This is a genomic window from Phyllobacterium sp. A18/5-2 (assembly GCF_025452215.1).
Taxonomy (GTDB): domain Bacteria; phylum Pseudomonadota; class Alphaproteobacteria; order Rhizobiales; family Rhizobiaceae; genus Phyllobacterium; species Phyllobacterium sophorae.
Map to the genome: position 1 here is coordinate 3,004,419 of NZ_CP104966.1, position 17,548 is coordinate 3,021,966.

The 17,548-nt window shown below is 55.9% G+C and carries 13 protein-coding genes; 11 read left to right on the top strand and 2 right to left on the bottom strand.

Annotated features, from left to right (window positions below; all coding sequences use genetic code 11):
• Positions 1-5 precede the first annotated feature (5 nt).
• Genes nuoL through N8E89_RS14995 form a run of 7 tightly spaced genes read left to right on the top strand, consistent with a single transcriptional unit; the run spans position 6 to position 8,183 of the window.
• Positions 6-1,997, top strand: a complete 1,992-nt coding sequence (nuoL, locus tag N8E89_RS14965) for an NADH-quinone oxidoreductase subunit L (RefSeq protein ID WP_262260383.1) — start codon at positions 6-8, stop codon at positions 1,995-1,997.
• Positions 1,997-3,502, top strand: coding sequence for an NADH-quinone oxidoreductase subunit M (locus tag N8E89_RS14970; protein ID WP_106665041.1), 1,506 nt, complete (start codon positions 1,997-1,999; stop codon positions 3,500-3,502). Before nuoL ends, N8E89_RS14970 begins: the two co-directional genes overlap by 1 nt.
• Positions 3,503-3,522: 20 nt before the next feature.
• Complete coding sequence (nuoN, locus tag N8E89_RS14975) at positions 3,523-4,947, top strand: NADH-quinone oxidoreductase subunit NuoN (RefSeq protein ID WP_106665042.1); 1,425 nt, start codon at positions 3,523-3,525, stop codon at positions 4,945-4,947.
• Positions 4,948-4,965: 18 nt separating this feature from the next.
• On the top strand, positions 4,966-5,805 hold the full coding sequence (locus tag N8E89_RS14980) for a biotin--[acetyl-CoA-carboxylase] ligase (protein ID WP_262260386.1): 840 nt from the start codon (positions 4,966-4,968) through the stop codon (positions 5,803-5,805).
• Between the two features lie 21 nt (positions 5,806-5,826).
• The gene (locus N8E89_RS14985) at positions 5,827-7,500 is read left to right on the top strand and encodes a ribonuclease J (RefSeq protein WP_106665044.1); all 1,674 of its coding nucleotides are present in this window, start codon (positions 5,827-5,829) and stop codon (positions 7,498-7,500) included.
• An 8-nt stretch (positions 7,501-7,508) separates the two neighbouring features.
• Positions 7,509-7,913, top strand: a complete 405-nt coding sequence (gene mce / locus N8E89_RS14990) for a methylmalonyl-CoA epimerase (protein WP_262261921.1) — start codon at positions 7,509-7,511, stop codon at positions 7,911-7,913.
• Complete coding sequence (locus tag N8E89_RS14995; RefSeq protein ID WP_106665046.1) at positions 7,914-8,183, top strand: DUF1467 family protein; 270 nt, start codon at positions 7,914-7,916, stop codon at positions 8,181-8,183.
• Between the two features lie 449 nt (positions 8,184-8,632).
• Here the strand turns inward: N8E89_RS14995 and N8E89_RS15000 are convergent, their stop codons facing one another.
• The gene (locus N8E89_RS15000; protein ID WP_106665047.1) at positions 8,633-8,911 is read right to left on the bottom strand and encodes a hypothetical protein; all 279 of its coding nucleotides are present in this window, start codon (positions 8,909-8,911) and stop codon (positions 8,633-8,635) included.
• Between N8E89_RS15000 and proS the strand changes: the two genes are divergently transcribed.
• The 4 genes from proS (at position 8,911) to dnaE (ending at position 16,099) form a co-directional block, all read left to right on the top strand.
• Positions 8,911-10,239 (top strand): proline--tRNA ligase, encoded by a 1,329-nt coding sequence (proS, locus tag N8E89_RS15005; RefSeq protein WP_262260388.1) that lies wholly within the window; start codon positions 8,911-8,913, stop codon positions 10,237-10,239. The two genes, N8E89_RS15000 and proS, sit on opposite strands and share 1 nt — an antisense overlap.
• Positions 10,236-11,522 (top strand): lipoprotein-releasing ABC transporter permease subunit, encoded by a 1,287-nt coding sequence (locus tag N8E89_RS15010; protein WP_106665049.1) that lies wholly within the window; start codon positions 10,236-10,238, stop codon positions 11,520-11,522. Before proS ends, N8E89_RS15010 begins: the two co-directional genes overlap by 4 nt.
• Position 11,523: 1 nt before the next feature.
• Positions 11,524-12,207, top strand: coding sequence for an ABC transporter ATP-binding protein (locus tag N8E89_RS15015; RefSeq protein WP_106665050.1), 684 nt, complete (start codon positions 11,524-11,526; stop codon positions 12,205-12,207).
• Between the two features lie 418 nt (positions 12,208-12,625).
• A complete protein-coding gene (gene dnaE, locus N8E89_RS15020; protein ID WP_410010380.1) occupies positions 12,626-16,099 on the top strand; it encodes a DNA polymerase III subunit alpha in 3,474 nt (1,157 codons plus the stop codon).
• Positions 16,100-16,204: 105 nt separating this feature from the next.
• On the opposite strand, the gene N8E89_RS15025 is transcribed toward dnaE, so the two are convergent.
• A complete protein-coding gene (locus N8E89_RS15025) occupies positions 16,205-17,536 on the bottom strand; it encodes a DNA polymerase IV (protein ID WP_106665051.1) in 1,332 nt (443 codons plus the stop codon).
• Between the last annotated feature and the right edge of the window lie 12 nt (positions 17,537-17,548).

Consider the following 17,548-nt stretch of genomic DNA (forward strand, 5'->3'; position numbering starts at 1 on the left):
GGGGCATGCTGTATCTGGCGATTGTCTTCCTTCCGCTGCTCGGCTTTCTGATTGCGGGCCTGTTTGGGTCGTCAATCGGGGCGAAAGCGAGCGAGTATGTCACGACCGGACTGCTGATCGTCTGTGCAGTCCTCTCCTGGATCGCGTTCGGGACTGTGGCGCTGGGCCATGGTGAAGCGTTCAAGGTGCCGGTCATGCACTGGGTAGAGTCCGGTTCGCTAAGCTTCGACTGGGCGCTCCGCATCGACACGTTGACTGCGGTAATGCTGGTCGTCGTCAACACGGTCTCGGCACTCGTCCATACCTATTCGATCGGCTACATGCATCACGATCCCGATCGGCCGCGCTTCTTCGCCTATCTTTCGCTCTTCACTTTCGCCATGCTGATGCTTGTGACCGGCGACAATCTCGTTCAGATGTTCTTCGGCAGGGAAGGCGTGGGCCTTGCTTCTTATCTGTTGATTGGCTTCTGGTTCAAGAAGCCCTCGGCAAACGCCGCCGCCATCAAGGCTTTCGTTGTCAACCGTGTCGGCGATTTCGGCTTCCTGCTCGGCATTTTCGCGCTGTTCGTATTGTTTGATACCGTCCAGTTCGACACGCTGTTTGCTTCCGCTGCGCAGTATCTTCCGGCCGAGGGTGCAACTGAGGGCAGTCAGACCGTTCTGAATTTCCTGGGCTATGCGCTCGACAAGCAGGGTGCGATCACAATTGCCTGCCTGCTGCTCTTTATGGGCGCGATGGGCAAATCGGCACAGTTCCTGTTGCACACCTGGCTGCCGGACGCGATGGAAGGCCCGACACCTGTTTCGGCGCTGATCCACGCAGCGACGATGGTGACCGCCGGCGTGTTCATGGTTGCGCGGTTGTCGCCAATCTTCGAATTGTCGCATACCGCCTTGATTTTCGTCACCTTTATCGGTGCGACCACGGCATTCTTTGCTGCAACGGTTGGCCTCGTCCAGAACGACATAAAGCGCGTCATCGCTTACTCAACCTGTTCGCAGCTCGGCTACATGTTTGTTGCGCTTGGTCTCGGTGCTTATGGTGCCGGCATCTTCCACCTGTTTACACACGCCTTCTTCAAGGCCCTGCTGTTCCTTGGAGCGGGCTCCGTCATTCACGCCGTATCCGATGAACAGGACATGCGCCACATGGGCGGTCTGCGCAAATTGATCCCTCAGACCTACTGGCTGATGGTCGTCGGTACCGTCGCGCTGACGGGTCTTGGCATTCCGGGAACACTGATTGGTACCGCCGGGTTCTTCTCCAAGGACATGATCATCGAGTCCGCTTACGCTTCGCACAGTCCGGTTGCGGGCTATGCCTTCATCCTTCTCGTTATCGCGGCCATCTTCACCAGCTTCTATTCATGGCGCCTGATTTTCATGACCTTCCATGGCAAGGCGCGTGCGAGCCATGATGTTATGCACCACGTGCATGAATCGCCCTATGTCATGCTGGTTCCGTTGTTTATTCTGGCATTCGGCGCGTTGTTTGCCGGTGTCGGCTTCCATGAATATTTCTTCGGACATGAATATGCCGAGTTCTGGAAGGGTGCGATCTTTACGGGTCCGGAGAATGAGATCCTCGAAGAGCATCATCATGTGCCGTTCCTTGTGGCGATGTCGCCGTTCCTCGCAATGGCGGCAGGGTTCATCGTTTCCTGGTATTTCTACATTCGATCACCCGAGACGCCGAAGCGCCTTGCTGCGCAGCATCCTGGCCTCTACCAGTTTCTGCTCAACAAGTGGTATTTCGACGAGCTCTACGACTTCCTGTTCGTGCGTCCGGCCAAGGCTCTCGGCCGGTTCCTGTGGAAGCGGGGCGATGGCTGGCTGATCGACGGCCATGGTCCGGACGGAATCTCGGCGCGTGTCGTTGACGTCACCAACCGGGTGGTGCGCCTGCAAACCGGTTACCTTTATCACTATGCGTTCGCGATGCTCATTGGGGTCGCCGCGCTCGTCACGTGGATGATGCTCGGGAGCAACTTCTGATGACCGACTGGCCAATTCTCTCGACAGTTACCTTCCTGCCATTGGTCGGTGCCTTCCTCGTCCTGATGATCCGGGATGATGGTGAATCTGCACGGCGTAACATCCGCAATGTGACGCTATGGACGACGATCGTCACTTTTTTGCTTTCGCTGCCGATTTGGTACTATTTCGACAATGGCCAAGCTGGATTCCAGTTTGTCGAAAAGGCACCTTGGCTTGATTCAGGTATTTCCTACCACATGGGCGTCGATGGCATTTCGATGCTGTTCGTCATCCTCACCACCTTCCTTATGCCACTGTGCATCCTGGCGAGCTGGGAAGCGATTCAGAACCGCGTCAAGGAATACATGATCGCCTTTCTGGTTCTGGAAACGTTGATGATCGGCGTGTTCTGTGCGCTCGACATCGTCCTTTTCTACGTGTTCTTCGAAGCTGTCCTGGTCCCGATGTTCATCATTATTGGCGTCTGGGGTGGCAAGCGCCGTGTCTATGCAAGTTTCAAGTTCTTCCTCTACACGCTGCTTGGATCGGTGTTGATGCTGTTGGCCATCATGGCCATGTATTGGCAGGCTGGTACGACAGACATTCCGACGTTGCTTGCCTATAAATTTCCGACGTCGCTGCAGACCTGGCTCTGGTTGGCTTTCTTTGCCTCATTTGCAGTCAAGATGCCGATGTGGCCGGTACATACCTGGCTGCCGGATGCGCACGTTGAAGCGCCGACGGCTGCCTCGGCAATTCTGGCCGGCATTCTGTTGAAGCTCGGCGGCTATGGTTTCATCCGGTTCTCAATCCCGATGTTCCCCATCGCTTCGGCGGATTTTGCTCCGCTGATCTACACGCTGTCGATCGTCGCCATCATCTACACGTCGCTCGTTGCGCTGATGCAGCAGGACATCAAGAAGCTGATTGCTTATTCGTCCGTGGCCCACATGGGCTATGTCACGATGGGCATCTTCGCGGCCAATGAACAGGGCATTCAAGGGGCAATTTTCCAGATGCTCTCGCATGGGCTTGTATCGAGTGCGCTGTTCCTGTGCGTCGGTATCGTCTACGACCGCACCCATACACGTGAGATTGCGGCCTATGGCGGTCTCGTCAACAACATGCCGAAATATGCCGTGGTGTTCATGATCTTCACCATGGCCAATGTTGGCCTGCCAGGTACCTCCGGCTTTATTGGTGAATTCCTCACCCTTGTAGGTGTCTTCCGTGTCAATACCTGGGTCGCGCTGTTCGCCGCCAGCGGCGTCATTTTCTCCGCTGCCTACGCGCTCTGGCTTTATCGCCGGGTCATATTCGGTACGCTTGACAAAGAAAACCTGAAATCGCTTCTTGATATGTCGCCGCGCGAGAAGGCTGTGATCTATCCGTTGGTGGTTCTCACCATCTTTTACGGTGTTTATCCGATGCCTGTCTTCGATGCGACGGCAAGCTCTGTCCACGCCCTGATCAATCAATATAATAACGCGCTGTCTTCGGCTGCCACTCTGGCGCTGAGATAGCAGGAAGAGGCCAAACCGACATGATTCCCAACTTGACGCTTATGGCTCCTGAACTGCTGATTACAGTAGGCGCACTGGCTCTGCTGATGATCGGGGCGTTTTCCGGTGAAAGAGCAAATGCGCTGGTTAGCGGGCTTGCAGTTGCCCTCCTGCTCGCAGCGCTGGCCCTGGTCGTTCTCTTTCCGCAGGATGGTCACGTCTTCGGGCGCGCTTTTGTCAGCGATCCATTCTCGCGTTTCATGAAGGTGCTGACCCTGGTCGGATCAGTGGTGACGCTTGTCATGTCGGCGGGTTTCGCCAAGGCGGAGAAATTCGACAAGTTCGAATTTCCTATTCTGATCCTGCTGTCGACCTTAGGTATGTTGCTGATGATCTCGGCAAACGACACGCTGTCCCTCTACCTGGGTCTGGAGCTGCAATCACTTGCACTCTACGTCGTCGCTGCCATCAATCGTGATAATATCCGTTCGACGGAAGCTGGCTTGAAATACTTCGTACTTGGCGCCTTATCGTCGGGCATGCTGCTTTACGGCATTTCACTGATTTATGGATTTACCGGTCATACCGGTTTCGAGGCAATCGCGCAGGCGCTCGGGAGCGAGGAACGCCAGCTTGGTGTCGTCTTCGGGCTCGTCTTCATCTTTGCCGGGCTTGCGTTCAAGATTTCGGCGGTGCCCTTTCACATGTGGACACCGGACGTTTACGAAGGGGCCCCTACACCGGTCACCGCCTTTTTTGCCAGCGCGCCGAAAATGGCAGCCATGGCGCTGCTGACGCGGGTGGCGGTCGAGACGTTCCAGCCGATCACTCGCGACTGGCAGCAGATCATTGTTTTCATCGCGATCGCCTCGATGGTTCTGGGGGCATTCGCTGCGATTGGCCAGCGCAACATCAAGCGCCTGATGGCCTATTCTTCGATCAGCCATATGGGCTACGCACTCGTTGGTCTCGCAGCTGGGACGGTGGTTGGCGTGCGCGGCGTTGCGATCTATATGCTGATCTATCTGGTTACTACGCTTGGCATTTTTGCGTTCATTCTCGCGATGCGTCGCAAGGACGGGAATGTCGAGCAGATTGGTGACCTCGCCGGCCTGTCGCGCACCAACCCGGTCATGGCGACAATTCTGACGATCCTTATGTTCTCCCTCGCCGGTATCCCACCGCTCGCCGGTTTCTGGGGGAAGTGGTATACTTTCCTCGCTGCCATGCAGGCCAACCTTTACGCTTTGGCCATCATTGGTATTGTGGCTTCGGTAGTTGGTGCATTCTACTATCTTCGCATTATCAAGATCATGTGGTTCGATGAACCGGTAGGTGCTTTTGTTCCAGTATCGGGTGAATTGCGCCTCGTTCTTGGTGTGTCCGGCCTATTGGTGCTCTTCTATGTTCTGATCGGCGGACCCGTCAGCACATATGCGGAAGCCGCTGCCAAGACCTTCTTCTAAGGCCGGGAACCCTGAGCAATGGGATTCTCACTCTCGCCTTTGGCACAGCAAAATGGGTTCCGGCTGGAAGCCTTTGAGTCCATCGGCTCAACCAACGCAGAAGCGTTGGAGCGAGCGCAGGCGGGTGACCCGGGAAAATTGTGGATCGTTTCCAAGAAACAGGAAAGCGGTCGCGGCCGCCGTGGTCGTGCCTGGGCCACATCTCACGGCAATCTTGCTGCTTCGTTACTCCTTACCGGGAACTTCGAGCTGAAGACAGCGGCTACTCTCGGTTTCGTTGCTGGGCTTTCGCTGGCCGACGCATTGGATGCTGTCGGTCCAGCGGCAAAATTTGCAGTTGGCCTTGACGGAGCAGGAAGTGCTGGATCCGGAAAATCGGCACTGCGTGTCGAACTCAAATGGCCGAATGATCTGTTGGCGGGTGGCGCAAAGCTCGCTGGCATTTTGCTCAGATCGACGCAGTTGCCGGACAATCGTTTTGCAATCGTCATCGGAATTGGCGTCAACGTTGTCGCCTATCCCGACGATGTTCCTTATCCCGCAACATCGCTGATGCGCCTCGGCGCTGATTGCGATGCCGAAACATTGTTTTTGGCGCTCTCCGATGCCTGGGAAGAGAATAGCCGCATCTGGAGCGAAGGACGTGGACTTGCGGCAATACGCAAACGCTGGCTCGCGCGCGCTGCTGGGCTTGGCAGCGAAGTCGCGGTGCGGGTCGACGGGAACATCCTGCGTGGTATATTCGAAACGATTGACGAGGACTGCCGCTTCGTTATTCGCGACAATGATGGAGAGCGGGTGAAAATTGCCGCCGGTGACGTCCATTTTGGTGCAGTTGCATCGGCAAGCGCTGAATAAAGTTCAGTTTTAGGAGTATAAATGGCAAATTCCGATCAAGCGGAACTTGTTTTCCTTCCGTTGGGTGGGGTTGGTGAGATCGGGATGAACCTGGCCATGTACGGCTATGGTCCAGCGCACAAGCGTGAATGGGTCGTGGTTGATATGGGTGTAAGCTTCGCCGGTCCAGACCTCCCTGGTGCCGACCTCGTATTGCCGGATATTCGCTTCCTGCAGGCGGAGCGGAACAATCTCAAGGGCATTGTGATTACGCATGCCCACGAGGATCATTATGGCGCCTTGCTCGATCTTTGGCCGCTGCTCAACGTTCCGGTTTACGCATCGCCTTTCACAGCCGGTTTGCTCGAAGCAAAGCGCCAGTCGGAACCGGGAGCCCCAAACATTCCGGTGACCATCTATCGTGCCGGTGAAACCTTCAATGTCGGTCCGTTCGAATTCGAGGCGCTCGCCGTTACGCACTCGATTCCGGAGCCGATGTCGCTGGCAATCAAGACGCCGCTCGGCACAGTCATTCATACGGGCGACTGGAAGATGGATCCTGAACCATCACTCGGGCCGCTCATCAACGCAGCGCGTTTCCGTGCGCTTGGCGACGAAGGTGTGCTGGCCCTGATGTGCGATTCCACCAACGCCCTGCGCGATGGCGAATCCCCGTCCGAGCGGGAAGTCGGCGAGAGTCTGCGGGAGATCATCGAGAAGGCTCGGGGTCGCGTCGCTATCACCACCTTCTCGTCCAATGTCGGGCGTATTCGCTCGATCGCGTTGGCGGCCCGCGATGCGGGGCGCCAGGTTCTCGTGCTTGGCCGCTCGATGAAGCGCATGATCGATGTGGCCAGTGAACTTGGCTATCTTGACGGCGTCCCGGAATTCCTTTCCGAAGACGATTATGGGTTCATTCCGCGCGAGAATATCGTCATCATTCTGACAGGCAGCCAGGGTGAGCCGCGCGCCGCACTGGCAAAGCTGGCCCGAGATGAAATGCGCAGTGTTGCATTGTCCGCTGGTGACACGGTGATCTATTCCTCGCGTCCTATCCCGGGCAATGAAAAGCCAATCATCGAGACGAAAAATCTCCTGATCGAACAGGGTATTCATGTCATTTCTGACGGTGACGCTTTGGTACACGTCTCCGGCCACCCGCGCCGCAATGAACTAAAACGCATGTACGAATGGGTGCGTCCGCGCATTCTTGTTCCCGTCCACGGTGAGGCAGCGCATCTCGTGGGTCAGGGCTCGTTGGCCGCGATGGCGGGAATTCCGGAAGTACCACAGGTGCGCAACGGCGATGTGCTTCGATTGGCACCGGGCAGGGCGGAAATCATCGACCAGGCTCCTTTTGGACGCCTGTACAAAGATGGCAAGCTCATTGGTGACGAAGAAGAAGTCGGTATCGCCGATCGGCGCAAGCTTTCCTATGTCGGGCATGTTGCGGTTTCGATGCTGCTCGACGACAGATACAATATCATCGAAGACCCGGAAGTGGTTCCGTTCGGGCTTCCTGAGAATGATCACGAGGGCGAGCTTCTCGAAGATTTGCTTTACGATGCGGCAGTGAGCGCAGTTCAGAGCATCCCACGTGAAAAGCGCAAGGATTTGAGTATGGTGCGCGAGGCGGTACGCCGGGCAGTGCGCGCCGCGGCGAATGAGGTTTGGGGCAAGAAGCCCATTGTTACTGTGTTCGTGACCCGTCCTTGAGGTAAATGATGCTTGGTCGACTGAATCATGTGGCGATTGCCGTGCCCGATCTGGCCGCGGCTTCCGCGATCTACCGGGACACGCTTGGCGCGAAGCTGACCGAAGCGCAGATCCTGCCGGAGCACGGCGTCACCGTGGTCTTTATCGACCTCGGCAATACCAAGATCGAACTGCTGGAGCCGCTCGGTGCCGATTCACCGATTGCGGCGTTTTTAGCCAAGAACCCTTCTGGTGGCATGCATCATGTCTGCTACGAAGTGCCCAATATTCTTGCGGCACGCGATCGTCTAAAAGAGCAGGGCGCCCGCATCCTTGGGGATGGTGAGCCAAAGATCGGTGCGCATGGTAAGCCCGTGCTGTTTCTTCACCCGAAGGATTTCAACGGGACCCTGATTGAGTTGGAGCAAGCATAAATGCCTATCGCAACCGCTATGGCAGTCTATTTCATTCTTTGGTGGCTGACACTTTTCACCATGCTGCCGATCGGTTTGCGCACGCAAGGCGAAGAAGAAGATGTGACCCTCGGAACACCGGCAAGTGCTCCGCACAAACATCGCATGGGCCGGGTGTTTCTCTTAACAACAATTATCTCGGCGATTATCTTTGCTATCTTTTATATCGTGAACCAGAAACTGGGCTACGGCGTCGATGACATTCCGGTGTTTTTCCCGCAACTGAAATAAGTTGCGGTCCCCAGCCGAGTGTAAAACATCACCGGATGGTACGTGCCGTCGATTCTGCTTACATTCGTTAGCCAGCAAATTTTGCCGGAAGGGAACACTGAAATGCTTCGGGAGATCTTTGCGAAGATGAGTGCTGTAGTCGAAAAGCATGTTGATCCTGGATCATTGGCAAAGAATATTTCTGGCGCGGTCGTACAAATCAGTTCAGAAAAATCATGTAAACTATTGAATAGAAAAATAAAGACAAAAAAAATGCAAGGCTTTCACCTTGCATTTTAAGATCGCGTCTGACCCGATCCATTTTCATGGCGGCTGCGTATTACCGCGCCACAGGTCACATCCTCCCAAGACTTTGACCGCGTAGGAAAGCAGAATTTTTCTTACTTTCTCCTTATGATTAAAAAAATAGCGGACTGCCTTCGAAATGTCACGAAAAATATTCGTTGCCATCACTTTTTGCTTACAAATCTGGCAACGTTGTGAATCTCCAACGATTTGCGGGGTTTTTCATTTCCAGTTGCGGGTTTCCAATCAGCTGTGAAGCCGGTATGAAACATTACTGTGTTCCCCTGTCCTTCTGGACGCGATAGGGACGCAGTAACATTTTTGAGTGGCGGCACAATCCTTTCCAAAAATCGAAGATGATTTTTGGGGTTATGCGTTACTTTGCACTTGGTTTTGCCTGATTCTTCAAGCACGCAGGCAGTGTTCAATTTGGTGATCTTCAATGCGGCTTTCCCGTTATTTTCTGCCTATCCTCAAAGAAAACCCCAAAGAGGCGGAAATCGTCTCGCATCGGCTGATGTTGCGTGCCGGTCTGATCCGTCAGGAATCGGCTGGTATCTATGCATGGCTGCCGGCCGGCCTGCGCATCCTCAACAAGGTCAGCAACATCATTCGCGAGGAGCAGAATCGTTCCGGCGCGATCGAATTGCTCATGCCGACCATCCAATCCGCTGATCTGTGGCGTGAAAGTGGCCGCTATGATGCCTATGGCGACGAGATGTTGCGCATCAAGGATCGCGGCGATCGTGAAATGTTGTACGGTCCCACAAATGAGGAAATGATCACTGAGATTTTCCGGGCTTACGTGAAGTCCTACAAGGATCTGCCGCTCAATCTCTATCACATACAGTGGAAGTTCCGCGATGAACGCCGCCCACGCTTCGGCGTCATGCGCTCGCGCGAATTCCTGATGAAGGACGCTTATTCGTTCGATCTCGATTTCGAGGGCGCCAAAGCCGCCTATAACCGGATGTTTGTCGCCTATCTTCGCACATTCTCCCGTTTAGGGATTAAAGTGATTCCGATGCGCGCTGATACGGGTCCCATTGGCGGCGAACTCAGTCATGAATTCATCATTCTCGCTGATACTGGTGAAAGCCAGGTATTCTGCGATCGCGCTTATCTCGACCTGCCGGTCCCCGGACCGGATACGGATTTCGATGACAACACCCAGATTGCTGATATTGTTTCGCGTTGGACCACGCCCTATGCGGCGACCGACGAAATGCATGATGAGGCAGCATGGGGGAAGGTCGATCCATCCAACCAGCTCGCTGCGCGCGGCATTGAAGTTGGTCATATTTTCCACTTCGGCACGAAATACTCTGAACCAATGGGTGCAAAAGTAACCGGTCCAGACGGCAAGGATCACCTGGTATCAATGGGTTCCTATGGTATCGGGCCTTCACGCGTCATTGCTGCGATCATTGAAGCGTCGCATGATGAGAATGGTATCATCTGGCCAAAGGCGGTTGCGCCCTTTGGCGCAGGCATTGTCAACATGAAGCCCGGCGACGAGAGCTGTGATGCAGTCTCATTCAAGCTTTACCAAGCGCTGACGAATGCAGGGCTTGAGCCGCTGCTCGATGATACGGACGACCGCCCCGGCGCAAAGTTTGCAACGATGGACCTCATCGGTCTGCCGACGCAGGTGATTGTCGGACCACGCGGGGTCGCTGCCGGTGAGGTGGAGCTCAAGGATCGTGCAACCGGCGCACGTGAATCGCTGAGTATTGAAGCTGCAATCAACAAGCTCGCAGGACCTTTATGACCGAACAGGCCGTCACCGCGACATCCGGTTCCAAACCGTTCTCAGCCTATGAAAGAATGATTGCCTGGCGTTATTTGCGCGCCCGGCGCAAGGAGACGTTCATTTCGGTGATTGCCGGTTTCTCGTTTACCGGAATCATGCTGGGCGTTGCGACGCTGATTATCGTCATGGCTGTGATGAATGGCTTCCGCAGTGAACTTTTAACCCGCATACTGGGCATCAACGGCCATATCATCATGCAACCGATGGATCGGCCGCTCGATGATTATGATTCGGTGATCAAGCGTATCGATGCTGTTCCGGGGGTCTCCTTTGCGATTCCGGTGATTGAGGGGCAGGTGCTCGCAAAGGGCAATGTCGGTGCGGGCAGTGGCGCTCTGGTGCGCGGCCTGCGCGAGGAAGACATCGCGAAGCTGCAGCTCGTCGCGAAAAATGTTCGTCAGGGCACGTTCGAGGGCTTCAATACCGGTGGCGGCGTGGCTATTGGCACCCGAATGGCGGAGAATATGGGCTTGGGGCTCGGCGATAAGCTCACCCTGATCTCCCCGGATGGCGACGTGACGCCACTCGGTATGGCCCCGCGCGTCAAATCCTATCCGGTGACTGCGATCTTCGAGATCGGCATGTCCGAATACGATGCCTCGATTGTGCTGATGCCGCTGGAAGAATCGCAGCTCTATTTCAATCAAGAGGCAAAAGTTCAGTCGATCGAGATTTTCGCTGATAATCCGGACAATGTGGATGCGTTGAAGAAACCAATTGAAGAGGCGTCCCAACGGGCACTTATGCTGACGGATTGGCGTCAGCGCAACCAGACCTTCTTCTCGGCGCTGCAGGTTGAACGCAACGTCATGTTCATGATCCTGACGCTGATCGTCCTGGTAGCGGCGCTAAACATCATCTCCGGTTTGATCATGCTCGTGAAAGACAAGGGACATGACATCGCCATTCTCCGGACCATGGGCGCGACGCGAAACTCCATCCTGCGCATCTTCCTGATGACCGGTGCGGCCATCGGCTTTACCGGAACACTCGCGGGTGTACTCCTCGGTGTGGTCGTCTGTCTCAATGTCGAGCGCATCAGAGAGCTATTCTCCTGGATTTCCGGTACGACGCTGTTCAATCCGGAGCTCTATTTTCTCAGCACTTTGCCCGCGAAGATGGATTTCAATGAAACTTTTTCAGTTATCCTCATGGCGCTTGTTCTATCGTTTCTTGCAACACTCTTTCCCGCATGGCGCGCTGCCAAGCTCGATCCAGTTGAAGCTTTGAGGTATGAATAACATGGCGGCAGGGGCAATTCTTCAACTGACGAGCGTCGGTCGTCGGTACAATGAGATTGGCCGCGAACTGGTCATTCTTGACAGCGCCAGCTTCTCACTTGGCAAAGGTGAGATGGTGGCACTTGTCGCGCCTTCTGGCGCAGGTAAGTCCACATTGCTGCATACGGCGGGGTTGCTTGAGCGACCGGATAGCGGCGATGTGATTCTCGACGGCCGTTCCTGCGGATCGCTTTCGGACGAGGAGCGTACGGCTATCCGCCGCAACGATATCGGCTTTGTCTACCAGTTCCATCACCTTCTGCCGGAATTTTCTGCGCTTGAGAATGTGATGATGCCGCAAATGATACGCGGAATGAAGCCCGGCGTGGCATCCGAGCGCGCGCAGCAGTTGCTTGACTATATGAAAGTTGGGGCTCGCGCCTCGCACCGGCCCAGCGAGCTCTCCGGCGGTGAGCAGCAGCGCGTGGCGATTGCCCGCGCAGTCGCCAACGCTCCATTGGTACTCTTGGCCGATGAGCCGACAGGTAATCTCGACCCGGTAACGTCATCTTATGTCTTCGAAGCATTGGAAGCGCTGGTGCGTCAATCGGGACTTTCCGCGATGATCGCAACCCACAATTTCGAACTTGCGCGCCGTATGGACAGGCGCGTCACGCTCAAGGACGGCAAGATCACCAACCTCTGATCAATCGCGTTCTCTCCGTTTTTCCCTTCCGTTAACATTTCAAAAACCATAGCGCCAAGGGGAGCTTTGGCATGCTTGACTTTAGAACGAAAACAGAACAAAACATATACATAGAGACAACGAAGAAGGGTTTTACCGATGAGCGAACTTTTCCAGGACGTTATGTCATTCGTTACAGTCAGCCTGTTCATTGCCACTTTCGCGATGTGGGTCAGTGCAATCTAAAAACTGCGGGACCACAGGATTCAGCTTTCCGAATTATGGGGTCCCGTCCACTATCCACTATTGAAGCAGGTTAAAAGTTCAATTCAAGTGGACACTTCTGCGTGCATGTCGGACTATGGCAACGCGGTGAATCGTTTTCTCCGTCTAGGTTTTCGGAGATGAAAAATTGGCAGACGGGCAGGTTAGCGGCGGGATAGGTGACTCAACCCGACAAGCGTTGCGCTTCGTTCACCTGAGGGTCCATTCCGCCTATTCGCTGCTTGAAGGTGCCTTGCAGGTTGCAAAAGTCATCGATCTCGCCGTCGCCAACAAGGCACCGGCGGTCGCTATCACGGATACCAACAATCTCTTTGGCGCGCTGGAGTTCGCGCAGAAGGGGTCAAAGGCGGGTTTGCAACCGATAATCGGCTGCCAGCTTGACATAGCCTTCCATGATCAGGCCGAGGAGAGCCGCAGCGCCAACCGGCGCGAGGCGCTGGGTCTGGCGCCGCTTGTTTTTCTTGCTGCGACCGAGGAGGGCTATGCCAACCTGGTACGGCTTGTCAGCCGCGCTTATCTGGAAACGCCCGCGGGCGATCCCGTTCACATGACGTCCGCCTGGTTGCCCGGCCGCGCCGATGGCATCATCGTCCTGTCCGGCGGGCCGGAAGGTGCCATAGCCAAGGCAATCAAGGATGACCGAATCGATCGAGCGCGGCAGCGGCTCAGCTATCTCAAATCATTGTTTGGTGACCGGCTGTATGTGGAATTGCAACGCCATCGCGGCTATGACCGTGCCCTGGAGGCAACTCAGATCGAACTCGCCTACGAACTGGAATTGCCGTTGGTGGCGACCAATGATGTATTCTTTTCCAAGAGTGCCGATTACGAAGCGCACGATGCCCTGCTGGCGATTGCCGCAGGTTCGCTACTGTCAATCGATGACCGGCGACGGTTGACGCCGGACCACCATCTCAAAACCGAAGACGAGATGGTACAGTTATTCTCTGATTTGCCCGAGGCGGTGGAGAATACCGTCGAAATTGCCCTCCGGTGTTCCTATTACCCCAAGAACCGTGCACCGATCCTGCCGCGCTTTACCGGCGAGAGCAACGATCCGGATGCGGCGCTTCAAGCTGAGGCGGATGAGTTGGCACGTCAGGCGCGTGAGGGCCTGGCGCAGCGCATTGATATGCTGGGGCTAGCCGGCGGCCACACCCGTGAAGAATATGCGACACGTCTCGAATACGAGATATCCATCATTACCCGGATGAAGTATCCGGGATACTTCCTCATCGTCTCCGACTTTATCAAATGGGCGAAAGCCCATGATATCCCCGTGGGTCCTGGGCGTGGTTCCGGAGCGGGTTCGCTCGTCGCCTATGCGCTGACCATTACCGACGTCGATCCACTCCGCTTCTCGTTGCTGTTCGAACGCTTTCTCAATCCGGACCGCGTCTCGATGCCCGATTTTGACATCGACTTCTGTCAGGACCGGCGCGACGAAGTCATCCGCTACGTTCAAGGCAAATATGGCCGCGATCAGGTAGCGCAGATCATTACCTTTGGAACGCTGCAGGCGCGCGCTGTGCTGCGCGACGTTGGCCGGGTACTTGAGATGCCCTATGGCCAGGTTGACCGCCTGACCAAGATGGTCCCAGCCAACCCTGCCAACCCGGTCACACTGTCCAAGGCGATCGAGGACGAGCCACGCCTGCGTGAGGAGCGTGACAAGGAGCCGGTGGTGGAACGGCTGCTGGATATCTCGCTCAAGCTGGAAGGGCTTTATCGCCACGCCTCAACCCATGCGGCGGGCATCGTCATAGGCGACCGGCCATTGTCGGAACTGGTGCCAATGTACCGCGATCCGCGTTCGGATATGCCGGTCACGCAGTTCAACATGAAGATGGTGGAAGAGGCGGGGCTGGTTAAGTTCGACTTCCTCGGTCTCAAGACGCTGACCGTGCTTCAGACGGCCGCCAATCTCGTCAAGCGGCGCGGCATTACCGTGGACCTTTCCAATTTGCCATTTGATGACAAGCCGACCTACGAGATGCTTTCGCGCGGCGAAACGGTTGGCGTGTTCCAGGTGGAAAGCACCGGCATGCGCAAAGCCCTGATTGGCATGCGGCCCGACCGGATCGAGGACATTATTGCGCTCGTAGCGCTCTATCGACCGGGTCCGATGGAGAACATTCCCACTTACAATGCGCGCAAGAATGGCGACGAGGAGATGGCTTCGATCCATCCTAAAATCGACCATCTTGTCAAGGAGACCCAAGGCGTCATCATCTATCAGGAACAGGTGATGCAGATTGCGCAGGAAATGTCCGGCTATACGCTGGGCGAAGCCGATCTTCTACGCCGTGCGATGGGCAAGAAGATCCGTGCCGAAATGGACATGCAGCGGGTGCGCTTTGTCGACGGTGCGGTCGAACGCGGTGTAACGAAGCCGCAAGCCAACTTCATTTTCGACCTTCTCGCCAAATTCGCCGACTACGGCTTCAACAAATCGCACGCCGCCGCTTATGCAATCGTGTCCTTTCAGACCGCCTACATGAAGGCGCATTATCCGGTCGAATTCCTTGCTGCGTCAATGACATACGACATGTCGAATACCGACAAGCTCAACGATTTCCGCCGTGAAGCAGTGCGGTTGGGCATCGAAGTCGTCACGCCATCGGTCAACACCTCCTACCGGCTGTTCGAGGTGGGAGAAAACCGCATCTTCTATTCATTGGCTGCCATCAAGGGCGTTGGCGAGGCTGCCGTCGACCATATTGTCGAGAAGCGCGGCGCGACGCCTTATGCCAGCCTCGAGGATTTCTGCGAGCGGATCGACCCGCGCGTCGTCAATCGCCGCGTCTTCGAAAGCCTTATAAATGCTGGGGCTTTTGATTGTTTTGGGCGCGAGCGGCCAGCGCTGATTGCCGGGCTCGACCGCATCATCGGCCACGCACAGCGCACGCAAGAGGACAGCGTCAGCGGTCAGGCGGACATATTTGGAGGAATGGCGGGCGGCGGGGTCCAGACCATACAGCTTCCTGCGGCAGCACCCTGGCTTTCAGCGGAAAAGTTGCGGCGGGAATTCGAAGCGGCTGGCTTTTACCTCTCGGCGCATCCGCTCGATGAATATCGCCCGATCCTGGAAAAGATGCGGGTGCAAACCTGGGCAGAGTTCTCGGCTGCCGTGAAGCGCGGCGCCAATGCCGGGCGTCTCGCCGGTACGATCACAGCCAAGCAGGAGCGCAAGACCAAGACCGGCAACAAGATGGGTATCATCCAATTCTCTGATGCTTCAGGACAATTCGAAGCGGTGCTCTTTTCGGAAGCCTTGGCGCAGTATCGCGATCTGTTGGAGCCGGGCAGGTCGGTCGTCGTTACGGTTGGCGCCGAAGATCGGCCGGAGGGGATCAGTCTACGCATCCAGACCGCCCAATCGCTCGAAGATGAGGCGACGCGCATGCAGAAAGCCCTGCGCCTTTATATGCGCTCCAGCGAGCCCCTGAGCGCCATTACCCCCTACCTGGCGCCCCAGAATGACGGTCAGGTCGTGAGCCTGATCCTAATAAAGGAAAATGGTGCGACGGAAGTCGAAATCGAATTGCCAAACCGCTACCGTGTCGGGCCGCAAATCGCCAGCGCCATGAAGGCCATTCCCGGCATCGTTGAAGTGGAGATGGGATGAGGCCGGAAATTTCAACCGGCTACATCCAGACTGCAATGCCGGGTAGAAATTCTTGGGCCAGAATCGCCCGTTCTTGGGCCATATTTGGCGAGATTGGTGTGAATGTCAGCCGGTCTCGTTTGAATCTGTCTCATCCGGAAATTTCTCTGTTCGAGATTTGAACTTACCGAACGTATAGCCGGTCTCGACGGCGTTGTTGCCGAATTTCCCGCGGAGCTTGTCAATGGCCGTTTCCGCAACCGCACGTTTAGTCCCCTGTATGTCAACCAGATCGAGCGGATCGGCCCTGCCATCGTCGCTGAGATCACTGACACCGATTCCGAGGAGGCGAAACCGGGTCCCATCGATTTCCTTTTCGAGGAGTGAGAACCCAGTGCGGAAAATGCGGTCGGCAAGCTGGGTCGGGTCGGTCAGCTGGCGATTCCTCGTCCGAAGTTTGAAGTCGCGGGACTTCAGCTTCAGCACAACCGTGCGACCGGCAATGTCCGCAGCCTTGAGACGATGGGAGACCTTCTCAGACAGTGAACGCAGAATCGGCACAAGTTCATCCAGGGATGCGATGTCGTCATTGAAGGTCGTTTCTGCCGAAACGCTTTTGCTCTCGCTTTCAGGCTCAACCCGGCGCGTATCGAGACCACGCGAGAGGCGATAGAGCCGCTGGCCCATTGTGCCATATGCCGCCATGAGCGGACCCTGTTCCATCGTCTGCAATTGTCCGATGGTTCGGATGCCATCCCGCTCCAAGATCGCATTGAACGCTTTGCCGACACCCCAGATCATAGTCACCGGTTTGTCAGCCAAAAAGGCGAGGGCTTCTTCTTCACCGATAATGGCAAAACCGCGCGGCTTGTCAAAATCGGATGCGATCTTTGCCAGGAATTTGCAGTAGGAAATCCCCACCGAAACCGACAGCCCCATTTCCCTTTCGACCCGGTTGGAAAATTGCGCCATGACACGAGCTGGCGGATCCTGGTGCAGACGTTCGGTCCCGGATAGATCAAGAAAGGCTTCATCGATCGACAAGGGTTCGACCAGCGGGGTCAGGTCGCGCATCATCTGCCGTATCTCCCGGCCCACCCGTACATATTTCTCCATATCGGGCTTGATGACGACTGCATGCGGACACGCTTCCAACGCCTTGAACATCGGCATCGCAGACTTCACACCATGGATGCGCGCAACGTAGCAAGCCGTTGAAACAACGCCACGTTTGCCACCGCCGATGATGACCGGCTTGTTGCGCAGCTCCGGATTGTCGCGCTTCTCCACCGAAGCATAGAATGCGTCGCAATCCACATGGGCGATGCTAAGGCGATAAAGTTCAGGATGCTGGACCAGCCGCGGACTTCCGCAAACACGGCAACGTCGCCCATCTGACGTCTGAGCGGCCAGACAGTCACGGCAAAAGCCAAATCGCGGGTCGTTGAGGGGCGCCATGATGCTCGGAAC